Raw genomic sequence first — 26,355 nt, forward strand, 5'->3', positions numbered from 1 at the left:
CATGAGCGGCGCGGGACATAAAAACAAAAATCCGTATAAGAGGCTTCATATGCGTAAACCAGAACTAGCGGCCGCCATTGCTGAAAAGGCGGACTTGACCAAAGAGCAAGCCAATCGCGTTCTCAATGCAGTACTGGAAGAAATTACCGGTGCACTGCATCGCAAAGACAGCGTCACCCTGGTCGGCTTCGGCACCTTCCTGCAACGCCATCGCGGTGCCCGCACTGGCAAAAATCCACAAACCGGCGAGCCGGTGAAGATCAAGGCCAGCAACACGGTCGCCTTCAAGCCGGGTAAATTCCTGAAAGACAGCGTCAACCCCTAGTCATCGGCTGTACGCCTTCGCGGGAGGCGAGCAGTGAAAAAACGGGCACACCAACATGCGTTGGGTGCCCGTTTTTTGTTGTGTTGTCATTCATGCCACGCGCTGTCTGCCGCCTCAGAACTTGTAGCCAAGCCCCACCATGTAAACGAACGGATCCACGTCGACATTCACCTTCGCCCGGACCCCAAGGTTGGTGTTGCTGACATAGGCGTCGGTTTCAATATCGATGTAACGCATCTGCGCATTGATCATCAGGCGGTCAGTGAGCATGTAGTCCGCGCCGACTTGCGCTGCCCAACCCCATGAGTTGCTGGCGTGAAAGTTATCGAACCCGGCAGCACTCGCGCTGCTGCCTACGCTCTCGTCGTAGATCCAGGTGTAGTTGATCCCGGCGCCCACATAGGGTTGAAAGGCTGACTTATTGTCCAGCGGGTAGTAAATCAGGCTCAGCGTCGGCGGCAGATGCTTGAGTGAGCCAAGCTTGCCGTCCGCAATGCCACCGGAAGTGCCTTTGATCGTCACGTCATGTTCAAACGGCGTAGCCGCCAGCAGTTCGATACCCAAATGATTGGTGATCATATAAGCGAAGTTCAGACCCAGCTGGGTATCGCTGTTCATACCCGCCTTGCCACCCAGATCCGTACCCGCCAGACCTCCGCGATCCACACGCACGCTGGAACTGCTTTCTCGCGGGTCGACCGTCACTGCACCGGCCCGGACAATAATATCCCCGGCCTCATAGGCTTGGGCCGTAGACGCTGCCAGGGTGAATATCAGCACCGGCGTGCCAAGAAGGGTCAATCTGCGCATACATCACTCCACTATTCATTCGAACAACGACCAGCCGCTGCGGGCTGCGTCAAGGAAGTCCGAGTATCAGGAAGTGACGACGTGTGAACGTCTGCCGGATGGCATAGTATCTGCGCGAACAGGCCCGTTAATGCGTTACCAGGTTTGTCCCAGAGCGTCAGCGCCGAGAACTTGAGCCCCAAAAACCGGTCTTAGCGCTGTGCCAAATTTGCACCTCTTTTGGAAAACCTAGTGATGACTAGTAAGTCCGCTTTCTTGAATTCCCCCCTTTCGTTCGCAGCATTGTTGATCGGTGTCCTCGCTGTCTCACCGGCCCATGCCGCCGCCGATGCAAGCGCCAATGCCGCGGCCCCTCAGAGCAGCACCGTTGCCAGCCGCACTGAGTCCGCGGACGTCGATTCTTCGCGCGACCTTGAGTCAGCCTTGATCAGCGTGCAGCAACTGCAGGAAGACTCCCGCCAGAACGCCAGCGAACTGAACGCCCTCAAGGAAACCGTAAAAGCCCAAAGCCGTTTGATCGAAGAGCTCAAACGCAACAACGGCACCACCACCCAACCCAGCACCGCCGATGTAGCCGACCTCAAAAGCAAGATGGACGAGCAAAGCCGCACCATCAGCAAACTCCAAAGCCAGCTGAGCGATCTGCAACGCAATTCGGGTACGAACGGCACCTCAAGCTCCAGCGAGATCAGCAGCCTCCAGCAGGACATTACTAACTTGCGCAGTAGCGTGGGGAGGCTGGAGAGTTTGGTGAGTAGTTTGAGTAGTAAGGTTAAGTGATACAAAATGGTGCGAAATTAATATGGCGTCTGGGTCTGAAAATGAGGGTCATATATGTCGCTTTATCACTACACCGATGCGAGCGCAGTACTTTCAATAGTAAAAGAAAGAGAGCTTTGGCTGACCGATATTAGATTTATGAATGATGCAGAGGAGACTCTTGATGGTGTGAAGTATGTGATGGAGGCGGTAAAGAGTTTGCCTTTAATGGCGGACGAGCACTCCAAGAGGGCGTTGGATATATTGCTAAGATTCACTGCTCAAGATGTAGCAGAAGGCTTGATGGATGAGCATTCTTTCATAAGCTCTTTTAGCCGCACTGGTGATCATTTAGTGCAGTGGCGCTCTTATGGGCTTTACGCAATAGAGTTTGATGATTCTCTAATGCATGACCTTAGCCCGATCACTCCTTGCCATTATGAAATTCTGGAAAAGCAAAATTTGGCGATAGATTTCGTACGAATGACGCGTGACGCAATATCTGCAAAGTTAAGCGGTGGTCATGATGAATATAGTCATGCTGTGCAACGTTCCATTTGGGAGCTCGCGGATTTTACAACTGCATTTAAGCACCAAAGTTTTAGGGATGAAAATGAAGTTCGCTTAATTCGTATGGAGAGCGCTCACTCTGAAAGCGTTAACTATCGAGTTCGTAATAATTACTTAATTCCTTTTGTTAAAGTTGCTTTTGATTTAAAGCATATCAGGGCGATTCACGTTGGGCCGATGAAGCATCAAGATCTAGCAATGATGGCAATGCGGTCGTTCATAAACAATATCCAAATTAGAAGCCAAAACTCACCTAGTTTTAATTATCGTGAAATAAAGGTGCATGCTTCTTCGATTCCCTATCGTCCGCTTTAAAGTTTCATCGTTTAGCCTCCGAATGCCTAGCACATGAGGTTGCGGCCGGTATTACTTGGCCGCACCTAGGTGCTTTCAAGCTACTAATCGAGGTATGGTCATGATTGCTCCTATGAACGCGTCTGGTTGGCGCCTTTCACGCGAGTATTTTTTTTTAGACGGTCAATGGATAAATCTCTGTGGATGGGCGAGCCTTAAAGGGGTAACCTTATCGCATGAGGTATTCAGCCCGTCGAAATTGGATAGCGAGTGGATGTGAGAATGGACGAATTCCAATCAAAAACGGTACACACGGTTTGGAAATACGTTTGTCAATTGAGGGTGCAACTCGAAAAAAACAAAGCCAGTCTGGTGCTCGGGGCTGGGATAAGCAAGGATCTTAAGCTGCCTCTTTGGGAGTTGTTAATCGATCGAATAAAAAATGTAATGAGAAAATATGCTCCGGAGGTCGATGCAGTCATTGAGGCCCCTGGGAAAGCTGCATTAGTACTATTTGAAATGTTTTATTCATATCGAAAAGTTCAGCTTGAGGAACTTGGTGGCTACTCAAGCAATGCAATTGTTGAGAAAAAAATACTCTCTGATTGGCGGGAGATGATCCATCAGGCTCTATATTGTGAAACTTCGGAAGGGGAGCGAAGGGCTACAATAGAGCGTCATCCCTATTTTCGGCAAATGATAGACTTTATAAAGAAGTCTGAGTTGACCGTGAATTATAATTTTGACGACTATATCGAGTTTGGGCTTTCTTGTGGGTTCCCTGACTCGACTGTAACTGAGCGACCGTATCAGACCGTATGGTCGCATCATTCGCAGTTCACAAAGGATAAGTGTGTAATTTACCATCCCAATGGTTTTTTACCATTCGATAAAAAGAAATTTCAAAGTGAGCACTTGGTGTTTTCAGATGGCGCATTTGCCGATCAATTGTTAGATGGGATCGGCGGAAGTCTGTCAACATTGCTTCATGTGTTAACTAAGAAAACGAGCATTTTGATCGGGCACTCGTTGACGGACTCTACACTTTTGCATCTTCTTCGAAAAGCTGCTGCCATCAGTCCGGGGAATTACAATTACTTTATTAGGTGTACTTCTGAGCCTCTGGATGTGCACAATCAATCTGCTATATTCGATGCTAATTTTAATAATTATAATTTGATCACGTTGTTTTTCAATAGTTCGGACATAAACGAGTTTTTGCGTGTAATTACTCTTCCTGAGGAGGAATTTTTACGCGTATCAGATATTCTTGGTTTGCAAACTAAATATAACTACTATCTTGTCGGGGCTGTAGGTATAGGCAAGTCTACAGTGATAAGCCAGTTTGGGAATTTGACAACCCTCGACGAGTGGTTTGATGAGCGGCCTGCTGAAATGGCGCGCTCCCCAGAATCTCTATCTACCACAAAAACCATCACTGTTGATGATTGGACAAATAAGCAATTTGGTAAGAAAAACAATTATTTAGGAAGTAAGAGAGTTGGTGTTTTTTTGATTGATAGATCTCCGGTGGACCCGCTTTCGTTTGTGGTTGATGTAACGGAAAAAGAGAGAGCTCGGTCTATGCTCGAAGAAGGTATTAGACCGGGCCAGTCTAAAAAGAAAATCGAGAGTGGTGAAATCATTCATATGGTTGGAGAGCCTAGCGAAGTCTGGGTCAGATTAATTACTAAGCGAAAAGAGACTGATTGGCCGCCTGATAAAATCCGTGACTTGCAGAAGGCAAGTCTAAGGTTGTATGGCCCGCTAAAACCAGTCGAAGTGGTTTCAACAAATAGACGGGAAGTTGACGTTGTTCGCGAGGTCGCCAAAGTTGTTTTTTCGTGTGGCTACTCTCCAGCAGACCTAGATGCAAGAATGAGCCAAATTGCATATGAATAAGAGAACCGCAGTTTACCTGGCGGCTCCGCTTTTTAATGAGATGGAGCTATCGTTTAATCGCACCCTCAAAGAGTTGCTAACACCATATTTTGATGTGTTTTTGCCTCAAGAGGACGGTCTGCTTTTGAGAGAGATCGTCGCATCTGGCACATCCAAAGATGTAGCAGAAAGAATGGTTTTTGATGCTGACGTCCAAGCTATGAGGGATTCTGATCTGATAATAGCTGTCCTTCACGGAGCGCATATCGATGAAGGCGTCGCTTTTGAGCTTGGCTACTGCTTTGCGATGGGGAAAAGGTGCATTGGATTAAAGGGCGATGTACGTCAGGCGCTCCCGACGGGAAACAATCCGATGATTAATCAAAGTTGCGAAAGAATCTTCAATAATCGCCCAGCGCTTTTAGCATGGATCTCATCAAATTTTACTGAAAAAGCTATATAACGATAGGTATTGATCTGTTTTAGGGGGAGCAGGTATGTCCGCGAAATCGAGATCGGGCATTCTAATGCCTTGATCTTGCCTAGCACATGGTCACTACGGAAAGGGTTAGTTGCGAAAAATGAGGTCAATTTTGCAGGAAAAGGCTGTAGGATGCGTCTCGATTTTTTGTATTCCCCGCATCTGACGCTGTCTTATGTTGATCCCGTATTCTCACGAAGCTACCCTTCGCGTGTCGCTGAAAAACCAGCGAACGGGTTTAGCAGCCCACAATACGTTAGGTGCATTGCGCCTCTATTAAGCCGGGATTTTTCTCCGGGACTTTATGGTGGCCGTGTTCAGGGCATCTTCGGATGCGCCGGTTTCCTAACGTACCGGTCTGCTAACCTGCTCATGGCCGCCACCTTCCGTTTAGCAGCGGCTCCTGGCGGTTTCACTAAACGTTAGGAATTTTTAATCATGGTCAAAATTACGCCGGATCCACCACCTCCGCATGCTTTGCATCCTGAGCGAATCAGCGACGAAGCTGCCGCTCAGTTAGCGCAAGAGCACTGGGATGCCAATGTGCCTGGTGGTCAGAAACCAATCCTAGATGTGCCGCAAAGCTTATTTACAGCCAGTCCGGACTTATCTGCGGAGGAAGCGCTAACCACTGCCTGCGAATTACTCCAAAGCGTGATTGCAACTAGCTACGAAACTGCCGAGAACCTGAATGGTTCGCGCAGAAAGCTGGCTCTCGCGGCTGTGCATCTTGCTGAAATGGCACACACGCTGGTTGACTCAGTGCTTGAGAAGAAGTGCAGCGTATGAAGTGTTTCTAGGTTCACAGTTCTGACTTAATCAGCAGCATTCGCTGATATATATCCTTCGGATGCCCCCCACGAAAACGCCGCCTTATGAAGGGCGGCGTTTTTATGTGTCATCCAACGTCACTTCGATTTAAACAACCGCTGCTGCTGGCTCAGACATCGTAATCCGGTTCTGCACGCTCGGACGTTCCTGCACTTTCGCGTACCAAGCCTTAAGCGCTTTGTGTTCCGCAGGGATTTCAAGCTCCACCAGCCCGGCAAAGATCAGGCCGCCAATGACGGTGATGTCGGCCATCGAGAAGCTTTCACCAGCTACGAAAGGTTGTTTTTGCAGTATCGAATCAAAGTACTGCATGCCGCGCAGGGCTTTGTCCCGTTGGCGAAAACCCCACTCGGCGTTCTGGTAGAGCTCCACGTCTGGGCCGAGGCCCGGTGTGGCGTGGTGGAAGTAAACGCTGACGGCGTCGAGTAGTTCCAGTTCGGCCCGCTTGCTCATCATGTGGATCACGCCTTTTTCCTTTGGCGTATTGCCAGTGAGGCTGGGGCTGCCGTCCAGGTTGTCCAGGTACTCGGTGATGGCGGTGCATTCGGCGATGAGGGTGCCGTCGTTCAGCTCAAGCACGGGCAGGGTGCCGGAATAGTTCTTGGCGAGGAAATCGGGCTTTTTGTGTTCGCCTTTCCAGAGATCAACGGATTCAAACTGAACCTGTGATTGCAGGTTCTTTTCTGCAATGGCGATACGCACGCGGGCCGGGTAAGGGCCGGTGTGCCAGTCATAGATTTTCATCATGGGCAGGGTGCTTGGGTCGAATGTTGACGCGTTGGAAGTCATGGGAAATTCCTGTCTACCTATCAGTTGGTAGGTAGAATTTATGCGCTAATATTATCTCGGTCAAGGCCTTTAGTCGCTTAAGATGCCCAGCCAACGAAACCGTGAGGCAGTGACGTGAGCTCAAACCATCGGGAAGCCATCCTGGCCGCTGCCAAACAGGCTGCGCAGGCGCATGGTTACAGCGGCTTGAATTTCCGTGATCTGGCGCAGGTCGTGGGTATCAAGAGTGCGAGCATCTATTACCACTTCCCGAGCAAGGCTGATCTGGGCGCCGCAGTTGCCCGACGTTACTGGGAAGACACTGCCGCGACTCTGGAGGCCATGCTGGCCGAGGCGCCGGATGCGGCTGATTCGCTGCGTCACTATCCCGATATCTTTCGTCAGTCCCTCGCGAACGATAACCGCTTGTGCCTGTGCAGTTTCATGGCCGCTGAATATGACGATTTGCCGGAAGGGGTGAAGACCGAGGTTCAGGTCTATGGCGATGTCAACGTGGCATGGTTGAGCAAGGCGTTGACGGCTGCAGGTCTGATCAGTGCCGAGCAAGTCGAAGGGCGCGCGCGAGCCATTTATGCTGCTGTTTCGGGCGCGCAGTTGTTGGCGCGGAGCCGTTCAGATATCTCGCTGTTCGATGCTCTCATCGAAAGCTATCAATCCGCTGGGCTTCTGCCAGCGTAAGTAATCCTTCAAGGCCGATCATCCCTGACGTTCAAGTGTGGGTGTATTGTCTCTTTTGAGTTGACAGTAAAACGCCGTTCAGCAGATTTATCCTTTATTCGAAGACCATTAATCTGGCCTCACATTGAGCGACGCCACTAATTACTAACTACTTCGATAAAGGATTCCGCCATGACTAACGCCACTTACAACCGCCTGAACAAAGACGACGCTGTAGTTCTGCTGGTCGACCACCAGACTGGTTTGATCTCGCTGGTGCAGGACTTCACCCCGAACGAGTTCAAGAACAACGTGCTTGCCCTGGCTGATGTGGCCAAGTTCTTCGAACTGCCAACCATCCTGACTACCAGCTTCGAACAAGGTCCAAATGGCCCGCTGGTCCCTGAGTTGAAAGAGATGTTCCCGGACGCGCCATACATCGCTCGCCCTGGTCAGATCAACGCTTGGGACAACGAAGACTTCGTCAAGGCGATCAAGGCGACGGGCCGCAAGCAACTGATCATTGCCGGTGTGGTGACGGATGTTTGTGTTGCGTTCCCGACGCTGTCGGCACTGGCTGAAGGGTTTGATGTGTTTGTGGTGACTGACTCTTCCGGCACGTTTAATACGACCGTGCAGCAAGCCTCATGGAACCGTATGACCCAAGCGGGCGCACAGATGATGAACTGGTTCTCGGTGGCCTGTGAGCTGCAACGTGACTGGCGCAACGATATCGAAGGTTTGGGTAACCTGCTGTCCCAGCGTATCCCGAACTATCGCAACTTGATGAACAGCTACTCGGCGCTGACGGCTCGTTGATCAAGGGATAGTGAGTAAAAGACAAAGCCTGTTTTTGAGCTTAATGCTGTTCTGCTACCGATACCGGATTAACTGCTGGCATCACTGCTGAATGTGCATAAAAAAACCGATGCCAGGGTCTGACATCGGTTTCTCTGTAAAGCTGGGCCTGACTCAAATGCTTAAGTGAACAGCATTACGTTTTTGAGCGGGCTTTTTCGTTTGTGATAATAGGCGCGGATCCCCTGTGGGAGCGTTGCTTATTTGATCAACCGCCACGTAAACGGATACCTATACGCCACGCCTTCATTCGCCTTGATGCCGGCAATGATCGTCAGCACCAGTGCGCCGACGCCTACGAGGCCTATCAGCGCGAAGCCGATGACCAGCAGCATCAGAAAGAAGCACGCGACTATGGCTAGCGAAACCGTGATCTGAAAATTCAGTGCTTCCTTGCCGTGAGCATCAATGAACGGATCGGAATCCTTCTTGAGCTGCCACAGAATCAGCGGGCCCAGCAGGTTGCCGAACGGGAAGATCATGCCGAGGAACGCAGCAAAGTGACAGAACATCGCCCATTGGCGAGCTTCCGAGCTGGGTGCTGGAACGGGCATTTGGCTGTCACTCATATTCGTCTCCTGCTGGCTGCTTTGATCAGTCGGCCAGTGCGGCGGTCTGCAGTTCGAACAATTCGGTCATGCCTTTTTGCGCCAATGCCAGCATTGCGTTGAGCTCTTCAGGCTGGAACGGAGCGCCTTCGGCAGTGCCCTGAACCTCAATGAAGCCGCCCGAGCTGGTCATGACCACGTTGAGGTCAGTCTCGGCTGCTGAGTCTTCAAGATAGTCCAGGTCAAGAACCGGCTCGCCCTGATACATGCCAACCGAAACGGCGGCGATCATTTGCTTGAGCGGGTCGCCGCCTTTGAGGCCGCCACGTTTCTTGATTACTTTCAGCGCATCAACCAGGGCGACCATGGCGCCAGTGATGGACGCTGTGCGGGTGCCGCCATCAGCCTGGATGACATCGCAATCGACGTACAGCGTAACGTCGCCCAGCTTGGACATGTCCAGTGCGGCGCGCAGTGAGCGACCGATCAAACGCTGAATTTCCAGGGTGCGGCCGCCTTGTTTACCGCGGCTGGCTTCGCGCTGGTTACGCTCGCCGGTTGCGCGCGGCAGCATGCCGTATTCTGCGGTCAACCAGCCTTGGCCCTGGCCTTTGAGGAAGCGAGGTACGCCATTTTCGACGCTGACCGTGCAGATCACTTTGGTGTCACCGAACTCGACCAGCACAGAACCCTCGGCGTGCTTGGTGTAGTTGCGGGTGATGCGGATCGAGCGGAGCTGATCGGCGGCGCGACCACTTGGACGTTTCATCTGGATACCTGTACTGAGACGGAAAACTGCCGAGCATTATAGAGGCGCAAGTCGGCGCTGGGCACATCTAAAACCATTGGATGCCAAACCGTTGGGCTGGCAGGGCTCTGATTCAGGCGTTTGGGCGGTTGAGCAAATGCCATGCATCGCATGTCGCATTAGTGGATTGGGGGCAGGGGCCGCACTGCGCTACAATCCTGCGCCTTTACAGACTGTCGTTTTTCGTGACATCCAGTTATCGCGGATCGCGGCATATTCTGTTCACCGAATTACAGAGGTATTCCCATGGTCCACAGCATGACGGCTTTTGCCCGGGTCGAACGGGCCAGTACTCAGGGCACACTGAGCTGGGAGCTACGCTCGGTGAATCATCGCTATCTGGAGCCGCATCTGCGTCTGCCGGAGTCCTTTCGCGACCTGGAAAGTGCGATCCGCGAAGCGCTGCGTCAGGGCCTGTCCCGTGGCAAAGTGGAATGCACACTGCGTTTCGTTGAAGAAACCGCTGGCAAGCCGCTGCAGGTTGATCGCGAGCGCGCCGGTCAGCTGGTTGCTGCTGCGGAAATCGTGGCCAGCCTGATCAAACAGCCCGCTGCCTTGAATCCCCTGGAGGTACTGGCCTGGCCTGGCGTTCTGGTGGGTGATGCTGTTGACCCGCAAGCCCTCAACAAAGAGGCCCTGACGCTGTTCAATGAAGCCTTGGCCGAGTTGAAAAACGGTAGGGGTCGCGAAGGTGCCGATCTGGCCAAATTGCTCAATGAGCGTCTGGATTCCATCACCACCGAGGTTTCGACCCTGAAAAGTCTGGTGCCGCAGATGCTGGCGACCCAGCGTCAGAAGGTGCTGGATCGCTTCGCCGACATGAAGGCCGAGCTTGATCCGCAGCGCCTTGAGCAGGAAATGGTTCTGCTGGCCCAGAAAAGCGATGTGGCCGAAGAACTCGATCGCCTCAACACCCACGTCACGGAAGTGCGTCGCGTGCTCAAGGCAGGCGGTCAGGCTGGGCGCCGGCTGGATTTTCTGATGCAGGAACTCAACCGCGAGGCCAATACCCTCGGCTCCAAAGCTTTCGATCCGCGCAGTACCCAGGCTGCGGTCAACCTCAAAGTGTTGATCGAGCAGATGCGCGAACAAGTCCAGAATATTGAGTAAGGCTAATTTCGACATGACACACAGCACCGGCACCCTCTACATCGTTTCCGCACCCTCGGGTGCAGGCAAGACCAGTCTGGTCAACGCCCTGGTCAACGCGCAGCCACAGATTCGGGTTTCCGTTTCGCACACCACCCGAGCCATGCGTCCGGGCGAAGTCGACGGCGTGAACTATCACTTTGTTGATCGCGCTGAATTTGTGCGCATGATCGAGCACGGTGATTTCCTTGAGCAGGCGGAAGTTTTCGGCAATATGTACGGCACTTCCCAGAGCCGCTTGCAGCAGACCCTGGACGAAGGTCATGACCTGATTCTGGAAATCGACTGGCAAGGTGCCGAGCAGGTACGCAAAGTCATGCCTGATGCGCGCTCGATCTTCATTTTGCCGCCGACCCAGCAGGCATTGCGTCAGCGCCTGACCAATCGTGGGACGGACAGCGATGAGATCATCGAGGGGCGGATGCGTGAAGCGGTCAGCGAAATGAGCCATTACGCCGAATACGACTACATCGTGATCAACGATGACTTCGCCTCGGCGCTGGAAGATCTCAAGGCGATTTTCCGGGCCAACCTGTTGACGCAGACCCATCAGCAGCAGCGTTTCAGCGGTCTGCTTGAGCAATTACTGGCCTGAAACAGGGGCTTTGAGCGCCATGGGCGGCGAGCTAAATAATACCGCTCGTGGCTTGGCGCTTGAAGCTTATGGCTTGCAGCTTGTAAACTACCGAGTCCGCTCGCCCATCCGGGCATCGCGCATCCGCATTTGCTACGAGGAATACCCATGGCCCGCGTAACCGTTGAAGACTGCCTAGAACACGTGGATAACCGCTTTGAGCTGGTCATGCTCTCTACAAAGCGTGCCCGTCAACTGGCTACCGGCGGCAAAGAACCAAAGCTGGCGTGGGAAAATGACAAGCCTACCGTTATGGCACTGCGCGAAATCGCAGCCGGCCTGATGGATTACGCTGTAATCGCAGAAGCTGAAATCGTTGAAGATGAACCATTGTTCGCGGCGTTCGAAGACGAGTCCAACGAGGCCGTCTAAGCCTATGCCGTGTCGACGTAGTACGGCGCAGGGTAAAAGTCATTGGCAGGGGGTAGCGCCTTGCCGAGCATAGACGCCCTCGCCGATCGTATTTCGACCTATCTCGGCAAGGAACAGGTAAATCTGGTCCGCCGCGCGTATTTCTACGCCGAGCAAGCCCACGACGGCCAGCGCCGTCGCAGCGGTGAAGCTTACGTCACGCATCCTCTTGCGGTGGCGAACATTCTTGCCGATATGCACATGGACCATCAAAGCCTGATGGCTGCCATGCTGCATGACGTCATTGAAGACACCGGTATAGCCAAAGAGGCGCTTTGCGCGCAGTTCGGCGAGACCGTGGCTGAATTGGTCGACGGGGTCAGCAAGCTGACCCAGATGAATTTCGAGACCAAAGCCGAAGCCCAGGCTGAAAACTTCCAGAAGATGGCCATGGCCATGGCGCGCGATATCCGCGTGATCCTGGTCAAGCTCGCTGACCGCCTGCATAACATGCGCACGCTTGAAGTGTTGTCTGGAGAAAAACGCCGACGCATCGCCAAGGAAACCCTGGAAATCTATGCACCCATCGCCAATCGGCTGGGTATGCACAGCATCCGTATCGAATTCGAAGACCTCGGTTTCAAGGCCATGTACCCGATGCGCTCCTCGCGGATTGGGCAGGCGGTCAAGCGCGCCCGGGGCAATCGCAAAGAGCTCGTCAACAAGATCGAAGACTCCCTGAGCCATTGCCTGGCGGTGGATGAAATCGAAGGCGAAGTCAGCGGGCGGCAGAAACACCTGTACGGCATCTACAAGAAGATGCGCGGCAAGCGTCGCGCCTTCAATGAAATCATGGATGTCTACGCGTTCCGCATCATCGTTGACAAGGTCGACACCTGCTACCGCGTGCTGGGCGCTGTACATAATTTGTACAAGCCCCTGCCCGGCCGCTTCAAGGATTACATCGCGATCCCCAAGGCCAACGGCTATCAGTCGTTGCACACCACGTTGTTCGGCATGCATGGCGTGCCCATTGAAATCCAGATCCGCACCCGTGAAATGGAAGAGATGGCCAACAACGGGATCGCTGCGCACTGGCTGTACAAATCTTCGGATGACGAAGTGCCCAAGGGCACCCACGCCCGTGCTCGTCAGTGGGTCAAGGGCGTGCTGGAAATGCAGCAGCGCGCCGGCAACTCTCTGGAATTCATCGAGAGCGTGAAGATCGACCTGTTCCCGGACGAGGTCTATGTCTTCACGCCTAAAGGCCGGATCATGGAGCTGCCTAAAGGCTCCACGGCGGTCGACTTTGCTTATGCTGTCCACACTGACGTGGGCAACAGCTGTATTGCGTGTCGGATCAATCGTCGACTGGCGCCGCTGTCTGAACCCTTGCAGAGCGGCTCGACTGTGGAGATTGTCAGCGCGCCGGGCGCCCGTCCGAATCCTGCGTGGCTTAACTTTGTCGTCACCGGCAAGGCGCGTACGCACATTCGTCACGCACTCAAGCTGCAGCGTCGCTCCGAGTCCATCAGTCTGGGCGAGCGTCTGCTTAATAAGGTGTTGAACGGCTTCGAAAGCAGTCTGGAAAAAATCCCCGCCGAGCGCGTTCAGCCGGTGCTGGCCGAATACCGGGTCGAGGTCATTGAAGACCTCCTCGAAGATATCGGCCTCGGCAATCGCATGGCTTATGTGGTCGCTCGTCGACTGCTGGGCGAAGGCGATCAGTTGCCTGGCACCGAAGGTCCGCTGGCAATTCGTGGCACAGAAGGCCTGGTGCTCAGTTACGCCAAGTGCTGCACGCCGATCCCGGGCGACCCGATTGTGGGTCATCTATCGGCGGGCAAAGGCATGGTTGTTCACCTGGACAACTGCCGCAATATCAGTGAAATCCGCCACAACCCGGAAAAGTGCATTCAGCTGTCCTGGGCCAAGGACGTTACCGGCGAATTCAATGTCGAATTGCGCGTCGAGCTGGAGCATCAGCGCGGCTTGATCGCCCTGCTGGCCAGCAGCGTCAACGCCGCCGACGGCAATATCGAGAAAATCAGCATGGACGAGCGCGATGGCCGCATCAGCGTCGTCCAGCTGGTGGTCAGTGTGCATGACCGTGTGCATCTGGCCCGAGTCATCCGAAAACTGCGTGCCTTGGCCGGGGTCATTCGAATTACCCGCATGCGTGCGTAGCCAATCATTCAACAGGAGTTCTTCATGACCAAGACCGTAATCACCAGCGACAAAGCCCCTGCGGCCATCGGCCCTTACTCTCAGGCGATCAAAGCTGGCAATACCGTCTACATGTCCGGGCAAATTCCACTCGACCCTAAAACCATGGAACTGGTTGAAGGCATCGAAGCCCAGGTCGTCCAGGTCTTTGAAAATCTGAAGTCGGTTGCCGAAGCTGCGGGCGGTTCGTTCAAGGACATCGTCAAGCTGAACATCTTCCTGACCGACCTGGGCAACTTCGCCACGGTCAACGAAATCATGGGCAAATACTTCGAGCAGCCATACCCGGCCCGCGCCGCCATTGGTGTTGCCGCATTGCCGCGTGGTTCGCAGGTCGAGATGGACGCGATTCTCGTCATCGAATAACACTCCCGCGGGGCTCGCAGCCCCGCTGCAGCTGATTAAGGAAGGACCTGTTATGCGCTTCGCGCTTGCCCTCTCGCTGACGGCCGTTTTTTTGAGCGGCTGTGCCAGCCACGCCGACCGCAATCCTGACGGCACGTGGATCAATCAAGCGGCTATCGAAGCCGCCGTAAAAGGCGACAACCTGCGCCAGGCACTGCTTGCCAACGGCCCGAATCTGGAATGGCAGATCGATACCAAAACCAGCCAGGCCTTGTACTCCAACGGCTTTGAAGTGGGCGAAGGTAAAATCACCAGCGCCGCCGACGGCAAGTTGCGCATCGACTATTACAACTTTGTCGAAGACCTGCAGGTCAAGGGCGACGACCTGGTTCAAGCGGCCAGCGAGTCAGGTCCTGAGCAGCGTTTCGAAAAGCCGAAAACCCCTGCTGCCGAAGGTGCGCCGACCGGTGCCAGCTTCGAAGCTGCGTTGTACAACGCCTACATGGGCGGCAAATGGACCATCGTCAATGGCGATGGCCAGGGCAATACCGTGCAATTCAAGCCGGATGGCAGCATTCAGGGCTTGCCGGACAATGATCGTTACGCGTTGTGCCTGGCTGGCGATTGCGCAGCCATGAGTGGCGAGTACGACAGCATGTGGCTGGAAAAGAACGAGCAGGGCAACCCGTGGATCTTCTCCCGCAAAGGCAAGCAACTGGAGATTTTCCAGGCCGTCAATGCCGCAGAAGCTGACCAGATGCCAGAGCTCCGCCCAGGCCCGCGTCGCTGGTTGCTTGAGTTGAATTGATCAGCAACACGGTTTTTCTGTAGGAGCTGCCGAAGGCTGCGAATAATGGTGTGTCAGGCATACTGATTTCGCAGCCTTCGGCAGCTCCTACAAGATCTTCGTTCAATCAGCCTTCAGCAACACCTCATACCCTTCCTTATAAGTCGGATACCTCGGCATCCAGCCCAGTGCTTTAGCCCTCGCATTACTGCATCGTTTGCTGCCCGCCCGGCGCACGGCGGCGCCTTCGGCCCAATGCGTCACGCCCAGATATTCACGTATCCATTGCACGACCTCAGCCAGCGGTACGGGCGCATCGTCCACGCCAATGTAGCAATCCTCAAGCGCGACACCCTGAGCGTCTGCCTTCAGCAGCAAAGCCAACAATCCCGCGGCGTCGTCGGCGTGTATCCGGTTGCCATATAAAGGCGGGTCGATTGCCACGCTGTAACCCTGGCGCACCCGATTCGACAGATCATTGCGATCGGGGCCGTAAATGCCGGTCAGGCGCACAATGCTGGCCGGGAAGCCGCTATTCAGCGCCACTTGCTCGGCCTCCAGCATGATCTTGCCCGAGAAGGTGTCGGCTTCCGTTGGCGATGTTTCGTCAACCCACTCCCCGTTTTGCTGGCCATAAACACCGCTGCTGGACACGAAAATAATCCGTTTCGGCTGCTGGCCTCGCTCTTTCAACCACTGAAGCACCCGCTGCTGGCCTTCGACATACGCGGCCCGGTAGCCGGTCTCATCACGCTCGGTGGGCGTGGCGCAATACACCAGATAGTCGATGGCCGTGTTGGGCCAGGTGGCAGGAATGGTCGGGCTGAACAGGTCGCCAGCCACGCCGTTCACGCCATCGGGCAGCAGTGCAATAGTACGCCGCAGGCCATGAACCACCCAGCCTGAAGACAGCATCTGTGTGGCCAGACGACTTCCAATATCGCCGCAGCCAGCGATCAGGACAGAAGGTTTAGACATGATGAACTCCCTACAAACAAGGCGGGCCAGACGGCCTGAAACATGGGCAAAAGCTGACCCGCCAGATGCGTATGATGGAAAAAAAGATACTCTATTACTTTTGTTAACAAGAATTACTTGCAATAATACCGGCCCGTTTGTTCTCCTCCTGACGTCGAACGCATAGCGCGACGTAGCAGAGCGACCCACCTTCTTCTTTACTCAGGTCCGGCCAGCATGACACGTACTACCTCCTCCGCTTCGCCAACCCAGCTACCCAGCCTGCCGCGTGCATGGCGTGGTATCGCAGCACTGCTGCTGAGCCTGATGCTTGCACCTGCTGCTTTCGCTGGTCAGGCTGCTCCCGCTAATCCAGCCGCCGCCCCGGCGCCAGCAACTGCTCCGGCGACGACCACTGCGCCGTCGTCGCAAACCACTGCACCGGTTGCTCAGGAAGGCGCGGCGCCGGTTGAAGGCCCCGCGATTGTCGAGCCCGAGGATAACAGCCTCGGCATGTCCCACGACCTGTCGCCTTGGGGTATGTACCAGAACGCAGACATCATCGTTAAAGCCGTCATGATCGGCCTGGCGATCGCATCGATCATTACCTGGACTATCTGGATCGCCAAGGGTTTCGAATTGCTGGGTGCCAAGCGTCGTCTGCGCACCGAGATCGCCAACCTGAAAAAGGCCCGCACCCTGTCCGAAGCCAGCGAAAGCGCTGCCAAGGAAGGTACGCTGGCCAACCTGCTCGTCCATGACGCCATGGAAGAGATGCGCTTGTCGGTGAACAGCCGCGAGCGTGAAGGCATTAAAGAACGTGTGAGCTTCCGCCTCGAGCGTCTGGTTGCTGCGTGCGGCCGTAATATGAGCATGGGCACCGGCGTTCTGGCCACCATCGGTTCGACCGCGCCGTTCGTAGGTCTGTTCGGTACCGTGTGGGGCATCATGAACAGCTTCATCGGTATTGCCAAAACCCAGACCACCAACCTTGCTGTCGTTGCGCCGGGTATCGCCGAGGCTCTGCTGGCGACGGCACTGGGTCTGGTTGCTGCGATTCCTGCGGTGGTTATCTACAACGTCTTCGCTCGCTCCATCGCCGGTTACAAGGCACAGGTTTCCGATGCGTCGGCGCAGGTTCTGCTGTTGGTCAGCCGTGATCTTGATCACCAGCCAACTGCCGACCGTGCTCAGTCGCCACACATGGTCAAGGTGGGCTAAACCTTGGGCATGCATCTGAAAGAAGGCGACGACGATCTCGCCGAAAACCACGAAATCAACGTAACGCCGTTCATCGACGTCATGTTGGTCCTGTTGATCATCTTCATGGTGGCAGCGCCTTTGGCGACGGTTGATATCAAAGTCGACCTGCCCGCCTCGACCGCCAAGCCGCAGCCCCGGCCCGAGAAACCAGTGTTCCTCAGCGTCAAGGCCGATCAGAGTTTGTACCTGGGCGACGACAAAGTCGCTCCTGAGCAGTTGGGTCAGATCCTCGACGCCCGAACCAAGGGCAAAAAGGACACCACGATCTTCTTCCAGGCCGATAAAGGCGTGGATTACGGTGACCTGATGGAAGTGATGAATGCCCTGCGCTCTGCGGGCTACCTCAAAGTCGGTCTGGTCGGTCTCGAGACGGTTGGTAAGAAATGATCAGTACGCGCCAAAAACTGACGCGCTATAGCGGTAGTCTGTTGTTGGTGCTGGCCGTGCATGCCATCGCGATCGTGGTCGCACTCCGATGGCCTGCATCCCAGGCCATCGAGTTGCCGCCGGCGGCCATGATGGTGGAGTTGGCACCTGAGCCAGAACCGGCCCCACCGCCGCCACCGCAAGTGGTTCAGCCGCCTCAACCTCCAGCCCCCGAGGAAGAAATCATTCCCAAGGTGGCTGAAGTCGAAAAGGCAGAAATTGCTGTGCCCAAGCCGGTGGTCAAGCCGAAGCCAAAACCTCAGCCGCCAAAGCCGGTGAAAAAGCCTGAGCCTCCGAAGGATTTACCAGCCGACGAGAAGCAAATCGATACACCGCCAACGACAGCCAAGGTCGAGAAATCGGCTGCGCCAACGCCACCCAGTCAGCCAGCACCGCCAAGCAATGCGCTGCCAACTTGGCAGGGTGATTTGTTGAAGCATCTGGCCAAGTTCAAGAAGTACCCGGAAGATGCTCGCCGTCGCGGTATGCAAGGGGTCGCTCGCTTGCGCTTTGTGGTCGATGCCGATGGCAACGTTTTGTCGTATTCGATTGCAGGCAGTTCAGGCAGTCCTTCGCTGGACAGGGCCACCATGGAGATGATCCGTCGTGCCCAGCCATTGCCTAAACCGCCAGCGGAAACGCTGAACAATGGCACTATCGAGATCCTGGCGCCGTTCGTTTATTCACTTGATCGGCGTTAACTCGTAATTTTGATACAACGCAGTTACTTGATAACGTGCGTCTATCGATTGCAGCCGCTATGCTGGGGCCGCAACTTCATGGACGCACGTTATGACTCTCACAGAATTGCGCTACATCGTTACCCTCGCTCAGGAACAGCACTTCGGCCACGCTGCTGAACGCTGTCACGTCAGTCAGCCGACATTGTCGGTGGGCGTCAAAAAGCTTGAAGATGAACTGGGTGTGCTTATTTTTGAGCGCAGCAAGAGTGCCGTGCGTCTGACCCCCGTGGGTGAAGGCATCGTCGCTCAGGCACAAAAGGTTCTGGAACAAGCCCAAGGCATCCGTGAGTTGGCCCAGGCTGGCAAAAACCAGCTGACCGCGCCACTCAAAGTCGGTGCGATCTACACCGTCGGCCCTTACCTGTTCCCGCATTTGATTCCGCAACTGCACCGGGTCGCCCCGCAAATGCCGTTGTATATCGAAGAAAACTTCACTCACGTGCTGCGCGACAAACTGCGTAACGGTGAGCTGGATGCGATCATCATCGCCCTGCCGTTCAATGAAGCCGACGTGCTGACCATGCAGCTTTATGACGAGCCGTTCTACGTCCTGATGCCTGCAGATCACCCATGGACTCAGAAAGAAACCATCGACGCCTCGGCGCTCAACGACAAGAGCCTGTTGCTGCTGGGCGAAGGTCATTGCTTCCGTGATCAGGTGCTTGAGGCTTGCCCGACCCTGACCAAGGGCAGCGAAGGTGCCAAGCACACGACGGTGGAATCCAGCTCCCTGGAAACCATTCGCCACATGGTTGCTTCTGGCCTGGGGATTTCGATCCTGCCGATGTCGGCGGTGGACAGCCATCACTACGCGCCTGGCGTGATTGAAGTGCGTCCGCTGACGCCACCGGTTCCGTTCCGCACAGTAGCGATTGCCTGGCGCGCCAGCTTCCCGCGGCCCAAGGCGATCGAGATCCTCGCTGACTCCGTGCGTCTGTGCTCGGTGGCACGTCCGAAAACCCAAGCGAGCTGAGTGGTCCCATGAGCGAGTTGTCTCAAGTCTCGGTCACCGCGCTGAAGGGTGTCGGCGAGGCCATGGCCGAGAAGCTCGCCAAGGTCGGTCTGGAAAATCTGCAGGACGTACTGTTTCACTTGCCGCTGCGCTATCAGGACCGCACCCGTGTTGTGCCTATCGGTCAGTTGCGTCCCGGCCAGGACGCGGTGATTGAAGGAACGGTCAGCGGCGCTGATGTCGTCATGGGCAAGCGGCGTAGCCTGCTGGTGCGTCTGAACGATGGCACTGGAAGCCTTAGCCTCAGGTTTTATCACTTCAGTAACGCGCAGAAAGATGCGCTCAAGCGCGGCACCCACATCCGCTGTTTCGGTGAGGCCCGGCCCGGCGCATCAGGTCTGGAAATCTATCACCCGGAATACCGTGCGCTGACCGGCAGCGAACCCGCTCCCGTGGAGCAAACGCTCACGCCGATCTACCCCACGACCGAAGGCCTGACTCAGCAGCGCTTGCGCCAGTTGAGCCAGCAAACGCTGACCCTGCTTGGGCCGAAAAGTCTGCCCGACTGGCTGCCTGAGGAGCTCGCCCGGGATTATCAGCTTGCGCCGCTGGATGATGCGATTCGCTATCTGCACCATCCGCCTGCAGACGCCGATGTTGAAGAGCTCGCCCTCGGCCATCACTGGGCCCAGCATCGGTTGGCGTTTGAAGAGCTGCTGACCCATCAGCTTTCCCAGCAGCGTTTACGCGAAAGCCTGCGTTCGCAGCGTGCTCCGGCGTTGCCGCTGGCCAAGAAGCTTCCGAAGCAGTTTCTCGCCAATCTTGGCTTCCCGCCCACTGGAGCCCAGCAGCGCGTCGGCAAGGAAGTGGCCTACGATTTGAGCCGGCCGGAGCCCATGCTGCGTTTGATTCAGGGCGATGTGGGCGCGGGCAAAACCGTGGTAGCTGCCCTGGCCGCGCTTCAGGCGCTGGAGGCTGGTTACCAGGTCGCGCTGATGGCACCGACCGAGATTCTTGCCGAGCAGCACTACATCAACTTCAAGCGCTGGCTGGAACCACTGGGCATTGAAACTGCCTGGCTGGCGGGCAAGCTCAAGGGCAAAGCTCGGGTCAGCTCGCTGGAGCAGATCGCGGGCGGCACGCCCATGGTGGTCGGCACTCATGCGCTGTTCCAGGACGAAGTGCATTTCAAGAATCTCGCCTTGGTGATTATCGACGAGCAGCACCGCTTCGGTGTGCAGCAACGTCTGGCCCTGCGCAAGAAAGGCGTTGGTGGCCTGATGTGTCCGCACCAGTTGATCATGACCGCCACACCGATTCCACGCACGCTGGCGATGAGCGCCTACGCGGATCTGGATACGTCAATCCTTGATGAGCTGCCGCCCGGACGTACCCCGGTCAACACGGTGCTGGTGGTCGACTCCCGGCGTATCGAAGTGATTGAGCGCGTGCGTGCGGCCTGTGCCGAAGGTCGGCAGACGTATTGGGTCTGCACATTGATCGAAGAGTCCGAAGAGCTGACGTGTCAGGCGGCGGAAACGTCCTTCGAAGAGTTGACCAGTGCATTGGGTGAATTCCGCGTTGGCTTGATTCACGGCCGTATGAAGCCGGCTGAAAAGGCTGCCGTCATGGCCGAGTTCAAGCAGGGCGCGCTGCAATTGCTGGTGGCGACGACCGTGATCGAGGTTGGCGTGGATGTGCCCAATGCCAGCCTGATGATCATCGAGAACCCTGAACGACTGGGGCTGGCTCAACTGCACCAGCTGCGCGGCCGGGTCGGACGTGGCAGCGCCGTCAGCCATTGCGTGCTGCTTTACCATCCTCCGCTTTCGCAAATAGGCCGCCAGCGGTTGGGCATCATGCGTGAAACCAACGACGGCTTTGTGATTGCCGAGAAGGATCTGGAATTGCGCGGCCCCGGCGAGATGCTGGGCACCCGGCAAACCGGGCTGCTGCAATTCAAAGTGGCCGACCTGATGCGCGACGCAGACCTGTTGCCTGCCGTACGTGATGCGGCTCAAGCCCTGATCGAACGCTGGCCGCAACATGTCAGCCCACTCCTGGAGCGCTGGTTACGTCACGGCCAGCAATACGGCCAGGTGTGATGCAAATCGTCGCTTTGATGATCGCATCACACCGGAAACATCCAAGCTGGTTATACTTCAGCGACTGTAGGAAATTGGATACCCGTCATGACAGAAGTTGCCCACGTCGATGAAGCGCCTCACGCCCCGTCCGTCATTCGGCAGTTGCTTGGCAAACTAGCGATCAGCTACCGCGAGGTCGATGAATCCCCGCACCTGCCAGCAGCACGAAGAGTCCAGGCCGTCCTGGTCGAGGATGCCGTTGGCGCACTTCTGATCCTTTTCCCGCAAAGCCAATTGCTGGACCTCAGCCGCATCACTGAGCTGACCGGTCGCAAGCTGGTGGCCGTGCCGCACTCGCGCATGCTGAAGATGCTGGCCAAGCACAGCCTGCAAGTGCTGCCGGGCTTGCCTGCCCTGACCAGCTCGCCGTGCCTGTACGATGATCGTTTGCTGCAAGAGCCTTCGGTGCTGATAGGCTCGGGTGAGCCCGGCGTCTTGCTGGAAATCAGCAGCGACGACTTCAAGACCATGTTGAACAAGGCCAGCGCCGCTCATTTTGGTGAGCTGCTGAGCACTATTCATCCCAACCTCGATCGTCCTGATGATGATCGCGAAGAAATTACTCAGGCCATGCAAGCCTTCACGGCGCGCCGTATCCAGCAGCGTCTGGAAGCGACCCTGGAAATCCCGCCGCTGGCCGAAACCGCGCAGAAGATCATCAAGCTGCGGGTCGATCCCGATGCGACCATTGATGACATTACCGGCGTTGTCGAGACCGATCCGGCGCTGGCTGCTCAAGTCGTGAGCTGGGCGGCATCGCCTTACTACGCGTCGACCGGCAAGATCCGCTCGGTTGAAGACGCCATCGTGCGCGTGCTCGGGTTTGATCTGGTCATCAACCTGGCACTGGGCCTGGCCTTGGGCAAAACCCTCAGCCTGCCCAAGGATCACCCGCAACAGACCACGCCTTACTGGCAGCAGTCGATTTATACCGCCGCTGTCATTGAAGGCCTGACCCGTGCGATGCCTCGCGCACAGCGCCCGGAAGCGGGCCTGACGTACCTGGCGGGTCTGCTGCATAACTTCGGTTATTTGCTGCTGGCCCACGTGTTCCCGCCGCATTTCTCGCTGATCTGCCGCCAGCTCGAAGTTAACCCGCACTTGCATCACAGCTTTGTGGAGCAACATTTGCTGGGGATCAGCCGTGAGCAGATGGGCTCTTGGTTGATGCGCTACTGGGACATGCCGGATGAGTTATGCACAGCCCTGCGCTTCCAGCACGACCCAACTTATGACGGAGAGCACAGCGCCTACGCCAACCTGGTTTATCTTTCGGTACGTCTGCTACGCCAGAACGGCATCGGTTCGGGTCCCAAGGAAGATATCCCCGACGAACTGTTCGCCCGCTTGAGCCTGAGCCGCGAAAAAGCAGAAGAGTCAGTGCGCAAGGTGCTTGAAGCCGAAGTGCTGCTACGGGAACTGGCTTCGCAGTTTTCTAGCTGATTCCTGTAGGAGCGCGCTTGCCTGCGACCGACCCGGACAGTCAGCTGACATCTTCGTCGACTGACCTGACGCAATCGCGGGCAAGCGCGCTCCTACAGTTAATATTCACCTTACACGCTCAATATTGAGTATTGCTCCAACAGGTTCTTGTCAAACTGTCTCCTCCGCCTCCCCAGGCAACTGCTCATCCAGATGCAGCCACGGCAGGCGATTGTCCGTCCAGATATGGCGGTCCGCAGGTGCCAGCTCCGGGTGATCGAAGGTGGCGACGGTAACGTCTATCTCTTCCGGGCTGTTGCGCGAGAGCAGAGCCAGTTGCGCCCCGCAGTTATTGCAGAAGTAGCGCACACAGGTCGGGCCGGAGTCGTAGGTCGCGGGGCTGCCCTCGGTCCATTCAAATGAACTGACCGGCACTGAAATCCAGGTCATGACAATGCCGCCCGACGTGCGACGGCATATGGAACAGTGACAGTGAGCGATGTCTTGCAGTGGCGCATCGAACTGATAACGCAGGTTGCCGCAATGGCATCCGCCGGTAGTGATCTGGCCCATATCCCTTTTCCCTTGTGCTAGACGTGCTGATGGAGTTCTGACCGTTCAGGCTCGCATTCGTCATTAAAAACTAACGCTCAAAGGTTTCAGCGGCGAAAGCTGAATGAAAGCTTGGCCGATTAGGATCAGCTCACCGCCGGCAACAGACCGGTCAGCCACCTGTGCGTTTCACAACGTACTAAGGCCCAGTTAACAACAACAAATGGTGACCCTGATGTGCTCTAGTGCCTTGCTGCATTCCCCGCTTTCGCCCCCACTCCCTGCGCCGCTCTTTTTGAGCTGATTAGCCTTTCGCCTTAGCCAATCGCGTACCGCCTGGAGTATTTACTATGTTGACCTTCCTCGGCTTTGCCATGGTCATTGCTTTCATGTACCTGATCATGAGCAAGCGTCTTTCCGCGCTGATTGCCCTGATTCTGGTGCCGATCCTGTTCGCCATCTTTGGCGGTTTCGCTACCGAAATCGGCCCAATGATGCTGGCTGGTATCACCAAGCTTGCGCCGACCGGCGTCATGCTGATGTTCGCCATTCTGTACTTCGCCTTGATGATCGACTCGGGGCTGTTTGACCCGGCCGTGCGTCAGATTCTGAGGTGGGTCAAAGGCGACCCGATGAAAGTATCGGTGGGCACTGCGGTGCTGGCACTGGTGGTTTCTCTGGACGGTGACGGCGCAACGACTTACATGATCTGCGTCGCAGCCATGCTGCCGCTCTACAGCCGCATCGGCATGAGCCCACGGATCATGGCCGGCCTGATCATTCTGGCAGGCGGCATCATGAACATGACCCCATGGGGTGGGCCGACCGCCCGCGCAGCCAGTGCGCTGCATGTGGAAGCGTCCGATATTTTCGTACCGATGATTCCTGCCATGTTCGCCGGTGTGGTTGCACTTCTGTTGATCGCCTACTTCTATGGCAAGCGTGAGCGTGCTCGTTTGGGCGAACTCCATCTGCAGGGCGATGAAGCCGATCACAGCGAAATCAGTGTTTCGCAGTTTCCGGATGCCCGTCGTCCGAAGATGATCTGGTTCAACGGTGCGCTGACTCTGTTGCTGATGATCTCTCTGATCATGAGCGTGTTGCCGCTGCCAGTCCTGTTCATGATTGCGTTCAGCATCGCGATGATCATCAACTACCCGAACATGCAGGATCAGAAAGATCGTGTGGCGGCTCACGCTGGTAGCGTGCTGTCAGTGGTCGGCCTGATTTTCGCCGCAGGTATCTTTACCGGCATTCTGACCGGCACCGGCATGGTTGATGCCATGTCCAAGAGCCTGTTGGCAGTGATTCCGGACGCAATGGGCCCGTACCTTGCGGTCATTACTGCTCTGGTCAGCATGCCGTTCACCTTCTTCATGTCCAACGACGCGTTCTACTTTGGCGTGTTGCCGGTACTGACTGAAGCGGCTGCTCACTACGGTATTTCCCCGGTGGAAATGGCCCGTGCCTCCATCGTCGGTCAGCCGGTTCACTTGCTCAGCCCGCTGGTTCCTTCGACTTACCTGCTGGTAGCTCTGGCCGGTATCGAATTTGGTGATCACCAGCGCTTCACCTTGAAGTGGGCAGTTCTGGTTTGCCTGTGCATAATGGTCGCCGCTTTGCTGATGGGGATCTTTCCTTTCTACAGCAGTCTATAAAGTCGGCTCACTTGTTTTGCGGCCCATGCCCCGGTCTTCATCGTCGGGTCTGGGCCGCAAAAGTTTAAACGCTCAAAGGATTACAAAATGGAATGGCTGACCAATCCTGAAATATGGATTGCTTTCTTTACCCTGACTGCCCTGGAAATCGTCCTGGGCATCGACAACATCATCATGATCTCGATTCTGGTCAGCCGCATGCCCAAGCATATGCAGGCGCGCACCCGGATTTTCGGTCTGGCGCTGGCCATGGTCACGCGCATCCTGTTGCTGCTGTCGATCACATGGGTCATGCGCCTTACCGCTGACCTGTTCGTCGTCATGGGCCAAGGGATTTCGGGTCGCGACCTGATCCTGTTCTTCGGTGGTCTGTTCCTGCTGTGGAAAAGCTCGCAAGAGATCTACCACGGTCTGGAAGGCGAAGAAGAGTCGACAGACGAACCAGGTGGCAAAGGTGGCAAGTTCATCTACACCATCATCCAGATCGCTATCATCGACATCGTGTTCTCGCTGGACTCAGTGATCACTGCTGTCGGCATGGTGTCCCACGTGCCGGTCATGGTTGCGGCCATCGTGGTTGCCGTTCTGGTGATGATGTTGTGCGCAGGCACCATCAGCGACTTCATCGAGAAGCACCCATCGTTGAAGATGTTGGCGCTGTCGTTCCTGATCGTCGTCGGTACCGTATTGATCGCCGAAGCGTTCGACGTGCATGTGCCTAAAGGCTACGTGTACTTCGCCATGGCGTTCTCGCTTGCTGTTGAAGCCATCAATATCAAAATGCGCGTTGCGCATGCGAAGAAGAAGGCACAAAGCGAGCCTGTAAAACTGCGTAAGGACGTGCCGGGCCAGTAAGCCGGTGTGTCACTGAAAAAAGGGGCGCACTGATGCGCCCCTTTTTTTGCATGCAATCGCAGTTCGTGCAGTGTAAATGCGGTTCTGGTGGGAGCGAATTCATTCGCGAAGGGGCAATTACAGATGATAAATATCCATCGGATGTACCGGCCTATCGCGAATAAATTCGCTACCACAGGGATCGCGTTCTTTTTTTTGCCTGCAATCGCAGTTCGTGCAGTGTAAATGCGGTTCTGGTGGGAGCGAATTCATTCGCGAAGGGGCAATTACAGATGAT

General features: G+C 55.6%; 28 protein-coding genes. 22 read left to right on the forward strand and 6 right to left on the reverse strand.

Features of this window, described 5'->3' with window-relative positions; translation table 11 throughout:
* Window positions 1-49: 49 nt before the first annotated feature.
* The gene (locus tag RX972_RS14505) at window positions 50-325 is read left to right on the forward strand and encodes an HU family DNA-binding protein (RefSeq protein WP_003177201.1); all 276 of its coding nucleotides are present in this window, start codon (window positions 50-52) and stop codon (window positions 323-325) included.
* Window positions 326-439: 114 nt separating this feature from the next.
* Here the strand turns inward: RX972_RS14505 and RX972_RS14510 are convergent, their stop codons facing one another.
* Window positions 440-1,135 (reverse strand): OmpW/AlkL family protein, encoded by a 696-nt coding sequence (locus RX972_RS14510; RefSeq protein ID WP_099270093.1) that lies wholly within the window; start codon window positions 1,133-1,135, stop codon window positions 440-442.
* Window positions 1,136-1,369: 234 nt separating this feature from the next.
* Here RX972_RS14510 and RX972_RS14515 point away from each other — a divergent pair, with 234 nt between their 5' ends.
* The 5 genes from RX972_RS14515 (at window position 1,370) to RX972_RS14535 (ending at window position 5,909) form a co-directional block, all read left to right on the forward strand.
* Window positions 1,370-1,915, forward strand: a complete 546-nt coding sequence (locus RX972_RS14515; protein ID WP_316876308.1) for a hypothetical protein — start codon at window positions 1,370-1,372, stop codon at window positions 1,913-1,915.
* A gap of 54 nt (window positions 1,916-1,969) precedes the next feature.
* Window positions 1,970-2,779 carry a hypothetical protein gene (locus RX972_RS14520; protein ID WP_316876310.1) on the forward strand — a complete coding sequence of 270 codons (810 nt, stop codon included), beginning with the start codon at window positions 1,970-1,972 and terminating at the stop codon, window positions 2,777-2,779.
* Window positions 2,780-3,040: 261 nt separating this feature from the next.
* Window positions 3,041-4,660, forward strand: coding sequence for an SIR2 family protein (locus RX972_RS14525; RefSeq protein ID WP_316876312.1), 1,620 nt, complete (start codon window positions 3,041-3,043; stop codon window positions 4,658-4,660).
* Entirely contained in the window at window positions 4,653-5,102 is a 450-nt protein-coding gene (locus RX972_RS14530) for a nucleoside 2-deoxyribosyltransferase (protein ID WP_316876314.1), read from the forward strand. The genes RX972_RS14525 and RX972_RS14530 overlap by 8 nt, the downstream gene beginning before the upstream one ends.
* A gap of 456 nt (window positions 5,103-5,558) precedes the next feature.
* Window positions 5,559-5,909, forward strand: coding sequence for a DUF6124 family protein (locus RX972_RS14535; RefSeq protein ID WP_316876316.1), 351 nt, complete (start codon window positions 5,559-5,561; stop codon window positions 5,907-5,909).
* A gap of 129 nt (window positions 5,910-6,038) precedes the next feature.
* On the opposite strand, the gene RX972_RS14540 is transcribed toward RX972_RS14535, so the two are convergent.
* Complete coding sequence (locus RX972_RS14540) at window positions 6,039-6,695, reverse strand: glutathione S-transferase (RefSeq protein WP_316876378.1); 657 nt, start codon at window positions 6,693-6,695, stop codon at window positions 6,039-6,041.
* Between the two features lie 159 nt (window positions 6,696-6,854).
* On the opposite strand from RX972_RS14540, the gene RX972_RS14545 reads away from it, so the two are divergent.
* Together RX972_RS14545 and ycaC are read left to right on the forward strand one after the other, a co-directional pair.
* Window positions 6,855-7,418 (forward strand): TetR/AcrR family transcriptional regulator, encoded by a 564-nt coding sequence (locus tag RX972_RS14545; protein ID WP_316876317.1) that lies wholly within the window; start codon window positions 6,855-6,857, stop codon window positions 7,416-7,418.
* 171 nt (window positions 7,419-7,589) lie between these two features.
* The gene (gene ycaC, locus RX972_RS14550; protein ID WP_027901532.1) at window positions 7,590-8,216 is read left to right on the forward strand and encodes an isochorismate family cysteine hydrolase YcaC; all 627 of its coding nucleotides are present in this window, start codon (window positions 7,590-7,592) and stop codon (window positions 8,214-8,216) included.
* Window positions 8,217-8,455: 239 nt separating this feature from the next.
* Here the strand turns inward: ycaC and RX972_RS14555 are convergent, their stop codons facing one another.
* On the reverse strand, window positions 8,456-8,824 hold the full coding sequence (locus RX972_RS14555; protein WP_027900044.1) for a DUF4870 domain-containing protein: 369 nt from the start codon (window positions 8,822-8,824) through the stop codon (window positions 8,456-8,458).
* A 25-nt stretch (window positions 8,825-8,849) separates the two neighbouring features.
* Entirely contained in the window at window positions 8,850-9,572 is a 723-nt protein-coding gene (gene rph, locus RX972_RS14560) for a ribonuclease PH (protein ID WP_027900043.1), read from the reverse strand.
* Window positions 9,573-9,857: 285 nt separating this feature from the next.
* Between rph and RX972_RS14565 the strand changes: the two genes are divergently transcribed.
* The 6 genes from RX972_RS14565 (at window position 9,858) to RX972_RS14590 (ending at window position 15,124) form a co-directional block, all read left to right on the forward strand.
* Entirely contained in the window at window positions 9,858-10,721 is an 864-nt protein-coding gene (locus tag RX972_RS14565) for a YicC/YloC family endoribonuclease (RefSeq protein WP_099270293.1), read from the forward strand.
* A gap of 13 nt (window positions 10,722-10,734) precedes the next feature.
* Window positions 10,735-11,355 carry a guanylate kinase gene (gmk, locus tag RX972_RS14570; protein WP_027900041.1) on the forward strand — a complete coding sequence of 207 codons (621 nt, stop codon included), beginning with the start codon at window positions 10,735-10,737 and terminating at the stop codon, window positions 11,353-11,355.
* Window positions 11,356-11,502: 147 nt separating this feature from the next.
* The gene (rpoZ, locus tag RX972_RS14575; RefSeq protein WP_002551500.1) at window positions 11,503-11,766 is read left to right on the forward strand and encodes a DNA-directed RNA polymerase subunit omega; all 264 of its coding nucleotides are present in this window, start codon (window positions 11,503-11,505) and stop codon (window positions 11,764-11,766) included.
* Window positions 11,767-11,826: 60 nt separating this feature from the next.
* Window positions 11,827-13,932: a bifunctional GTP diphosphokinase/guanosine-3',5'-bis pyrophosphate 3'-pyrophosphohydrolase gene (gene spoT / locus RX972_RS14580; protein WP_099270295.1), complete on the forward strand. Its 2,106-nt coding sequence runs from the start codon at window positions 11,827-11,829 to the stop codon at window positions 13,930-13,932.
* 24 nt (window positions 13,933-13,956) lie between these two features.
* Window positions 13,957-14,337 (forward strand): RidA family protein, encoded by a 381-nt coding sequence (locus RX972_RS14585; protein ID WP_087271644.1) that lies wholly within the window; start codon window positions 13,957-13,959, stop codon window positions 14,335-14,337.
* Between the two features lie 52 nt (window positions 14,338-14,389).
* A complete protein-coding gene (locus RX972_RS14590) occupies window positions 14,390-15,124 on the forward strand; it encodes a hypothetical protein (RefSeq protein WP_316876360.1) in 735 nt (244 codons plus the stop codon).
* Window positions 15,125-15,226: 102 nt separating this feature from the next.
* Here the strand turns inward: RX972_RS14590 and RX972_RS14595 are convergent, their stop codons facing one another.
* Window positions 15,227-16,081, reverse strand: coding sequence for an NAD-dependent epimerase/dehydratase family protein (locus RX972_RS14595; protein ID WP_316876362.1), 855 nt, complete (start codon window positions 16,079-16,081; stop codon window positions 15,227-15,229).
* Between the two features lie 216 nt (window positions 16,082-16,297).
* On the opposite strand from RX972_RS14595, the gene exbB reads away from it, so the two are divergent.
* The 6 genes from exbB (at window position 16,298) to RX972_RS14625 (ending at window position 23,034) form a co-directional block, all read left to right on the forward strand.
* On the forward strand, window positions 16,298-17,281 hold the full coding sequence (gene exbB, locus RX972_RS14600) for a tonB-system energizer ExbB (RefSeq protein ID WP_316876363.1): 984 nt from the start codon (window positions 16,298-16,300) through the stop codon (window positions 17,279-17,281).
* A 3-nt stretch (window positions 17,282-17,284) separates the two neighbouring features.
* Window positions 17,285-17,710 (forward strand): TonB system transport protein ExbD, encoded by a 426-nt coding sequence (exbD, locus tag RX972_RS14605; protein WP_027900035.1) that lies wholly within the window; start codon window positions 17,285-17,287, stop codon window positions 17,708-17,710.
* Window positions 17,707-18,450 (forward strand): energy transducer TonB, encoded by a 744-nt coding sequence (locus RX972_RS14610; protein ID WP_316876365.1) that lies wholly within the window; start codon window positions 17,707-17,709, stop codon window positions 18,448-18,450. The genes exbD and RX972_RS14610 overlap by 4 nt, the downstream gene beginning before the upstream one ends.
* Window positions 18,451-18,541: 91 nt before the next feature.
* Window positions 18,542-19,465, forward strand: coding sequence for a hydrogen peroxide-inducible genes activator (locus tag RX972_RS14615; protein ID WP_027900033.1), 924 nt, complete (start codon window positions 18,542-18,544; stop codon window positions 19,463-19,465).
* A gap of 8 nt (window positions 19,466-19,473) precedes the next feature.
* Window positions 19,474-21,549 (forward strand): ATP-dependent DNA helicase RecG, encoded by a 2,076-nt coding sequence (gene recG, locus RX972_RS14620; protein ID WP_316876367.1) that lies wholly within the window; start codon window positions 19,474-19,476, stop codon window positions 21,547-21,549.
* 87 nt (window positions 21,550-21,636) lie between these two features.
* A complete protein-coding gene (locus tag RX972_RS14625) occupies window positions 21,637-23,034 on the forward strand; it encodes an aminoacyl-tRNA deacylase and HDOD domain-containing protein (protein WP_231676984.1) in 1,398 nt (465 codons plus the stop codon).
* A gap of 150 nt (window positions 23,035-23,184) precedes the next feature.
* Here the strand turns inward: RX972_RS14625 and RX972_RS14630 are convergent, their stop codons facing one another.
* On the reverse strand, window positions 23,185-23,586 hold the full coding sequence (locus RX972_RS14630; RefSeq protein ID WP_099270299.1) for a GFA family protein: 402 nt from the start codon (window positions 23,584-23,586) through the stop codon (window positions 23,185-23,187).
* A 329-nt stretch (window positions 23,587-23,915) separates the two neighbouring features.
* Here RX972_RS14630 and RX972_RS14635 point away from each other — a divergent pair, with 329 nt between their 5' ends.
* Window positions 23,916-25,223: a CitMHS family transporter gene (locus RX972_RS14635; RefSeq protein ID WP_099270300.1), complete on the forward strand. Its 1,308-nt coding sequence runs from the start codon at window positions 23,916-23,918 to the stop codon at window positions 25,221-25,223.
* A gap of 87 nt (window positions 25,224-25,310) precedes the next feature.
* Entirely contained in the window at window positions 25,311-26,078 is a 768-nt protein-coding gene (locus RX972_RS14640) for a TerC family protein (RefSeq protein WP_027900028.1), read from the forward strand.
* Window positions 26,079-26,355: the final 277 nt, after the last annotated feature.

This window comes from Pseudomonas syringae group sp. J309-1 (assembly GCF_032582135.1).
Lineage (GTDB): Bacteria > Pseudomonadota > Gammaproteobacteria > Pseudomonadales > Pseudomonadaceae > Aquipseudomonas > Aquipseudomonas quasicaspiana.

Excerpts from the sequence above, each read along its gene's own strand:
- RX972_RS14505 (WP_003177201.1), top strand. The coding sequence starts at position 50 with ATGCGTAAACCAGAACTAGCGGCCGCCATTGCTGAAAAGGCGGACTTG.
- RX972_RS14510 (WP_099270093.1), bottom strand. The coding sequence starts at position 1,135 with ATGCGCAGATTGACCCTTCTTGGCACGCCGGTGCTGATATTCACCCTG.
- RX972_RS14515 (WP_316876308.1), top strand. The coding sequence starts at position 1,370 with ATGACTAGTAAGTCCGCTTTCTTGAATTCCCCCCTTTCGTTCGCAGCA.
- RX972_RS14520 (WP_316876310.1), top strand. The coding sequence starts at position 1,970 with ATGTCGCTTTATCACTACACCGATGCGAGCGCAGTACTTTCAATAGTA.
- RX972_RS14525 (WP_316876312.1), top strand. The coding sequence starts at position 3,041 with ATGGACGAATTCCAATCAAAAACGGTACACACGGTTTGGAAATACGTT.
- RX972_RS14530 (WP_316876314.1), top strand. The coding sequence starts at position 4,653 with ATGAATAAGAGAACCGCAGTTTACCTGGCGGCTCCGCTTTTTAATGAG.
- RX972_RS14535 (WP_316876316.1), top strand. The coding sequence starts at position 5,559 with ATGGTCAAAATTACGCCGGATCCACCACCTCCGCATGCTTTGCATCCT.
- RX972_RS14540 (WP_316876378.1), bottom strand. The coding sequence starts at position 6,695 with ATGAAAATCTATGACTGGCACACCGGCCCTTACCCGGCCCGCGTGCGT.
- ycaC (WP_027901532.1), top strand. The coding sequence starts at position 7,590 with ATGACTAACGCCACTTACAACCGCCTGAACAAAGACGACGCTGTAGTT.
- RX972_RS14555 (WP_027900044.1), bottom strand. The coding sequence starts at position 8,824 with ATGAGTGACAGCCAAATGCCCGTTCCAGCACCCAGCTCGGAAGCTCGC.
- rph (WP_027900043.1), bottom strand. The coding sequence starts at position 9,572 with ATGAAACGTCCAAGTGGTCGCGCCGCCGATCAGCTCCGCTCGATCCGC.
- RX972_RS14565 (WP_099270293.1), top strand. The coding sequence starts at position 9,858 with ATGGTCCACAGCATGACGGCTTTTGCCCGGGTCGAACGGGCCAGTACT.
- gmk (WP_027900041.1), top strand. The coding sequence starts at position 10,735 with ATGACACACAGCACCGGCACCCTCTACATCGTTTCCGCACCCTCGGGT.
- rpoZ (WP_002551500.1), top strand. The coding sequence starts at position 11,503 with ATGGCCCGCGTAACCGTTGAAGACTGCCTAGAACACGTGGATAACCGC.
- RX972_RS14585 (WP_087271644.1), top strand. The coding sequence starts at position 13,957 with ATGACCAAGACCGTAATCACCAGCGACAAAGCCCCTGCGGCCATCGGC.
- RX972_RS14590 (WP_316876360.1), top strand. The coding sequence starts at position 14,390 with ATGCGCTTCGCGCTTGCCCTCTCGCTGACGGCCGTTTTTTTGAGCGGC.
- RX972_RS14595 (WP_316876362.1), bottom strand. The coding sequence starts at position 16,081 with ATGTCTAAACCTTCTGTCCTGATCGCTGGCTGCGGCGATATTGGAAGT.
- exbB (WP_316876363.1), top strand. The coding sequence starts at position 16,298 with ATGACACGTACTACCTCCTCCGCTTCGCCAACCCAGCTACCCAGCCTG.
- RX972_RS14610 (WP_316876365.1), top strand. The coding sequence starts at position 17,707 with ATGATCAGTACGCGCCAAAAACTGACGCGCTATAGCGGTAGTCTGTTG.
- RX972_RS14615 (WP_027900033.1), top strand. The coding sequence starts at position 18,542 with ATGACTCTCACAGAATTGCGCTACATCGTTACCCTCGCTCAGGAACAG.
- recG (WP_316876367.1), top strand. The coding sequence starts at position 19,474 with ATGAGCGAGTTGTCTCAAGTCTCGGTCACCGCGCTGAAGGGTGTCGGC.
- RX972_RS14625 (WP_231676984.1), top strand. The coding sequence starts at position 21,637 with ATGACAGAAGTTGCCCACGTCGATGAAGCGCCTCACGCCCCGTCCGTC.
- RX972_RS14630 (WP_099270299.1), bottom strand. The coding sequence starts at position 23,586 with ATGGGCCAGATCACTACCGGCGGATGCCATTGCGGCAACCTGCGTTAT.
- RX972_RS14635 (WP_099270300.1), top strand. The coding sequence starts at position 23,916 with ATGTTGACCTTCCTCGGCTTTGCCATGGTCATTGCTTTCATGTACCTG.
- RX972_RS14640 (WP_027900028.1), top strand. The coding sequence starts at position 25,311 with ATGGAATGGCTGACCAATCCTGAAATATGGATTGCTTTCTTTACCCTG.